The 334-nt window shown below is 58.4% G+C and carries 1 pseudogene; it reads right to left on the bottom strand.

From position 1 onward, the window contains the following. Positions 1-154: 154 nt before the first annotated feature. A pseudogene (locus tag R5H29_RS04855) lies at positions 155-334 on the bottom strand (Glu/Leu/Phe/Val dehydrogenase); the annotation flags it as partial.

Genomic DNA, 334 nt, shown 5'->3' with positions numbered 1-334 from the left:
AAAAAGACCGACTCGACCAAATGGTGGAATCTTTTCACCAAAAGGTGAGAGAGGGATTTTTGACGGAGGCCGGATTGCAGCCGTCCCGATGGCGTGTGATCGACGCTACCGAGACGGCCGAGAGAGTTCTGGACGCCGCGTGGGGCGCCCTGAGCTAGGGGAAGATTCCGCGCGTGGTGGTGGCGTGCGCGACGCGCTCAACCGCGATGATCAGCGCCGCCGTGCGCATGTCCACCTTGTGCTGCAACATCTTCTTGTGGACCGAATGATAGGCGTAGCGCATGATGTCGTCGAGCCGATCGTTGACTTCGATCTCCTTCCAGAAAAAGTTCTG

Source organism: Stenotrophomonas sp. A3_2 (assembly GCF_036624925.1).
In the GTDB taxonomy this organism is placed as follows: Bacteria; Pseudomonadota; Gammaproteobacteria; order Xanthomonadales; family Xanthomonadaceae; genus Stenotrophomonas; species Stenotrophomonas hibiscicola.
The sequence above is the reverse complement of the archived record's forward strand: the minus strand, read 5'-3'. Positions and strand labels throughout refer to the sequence as shown.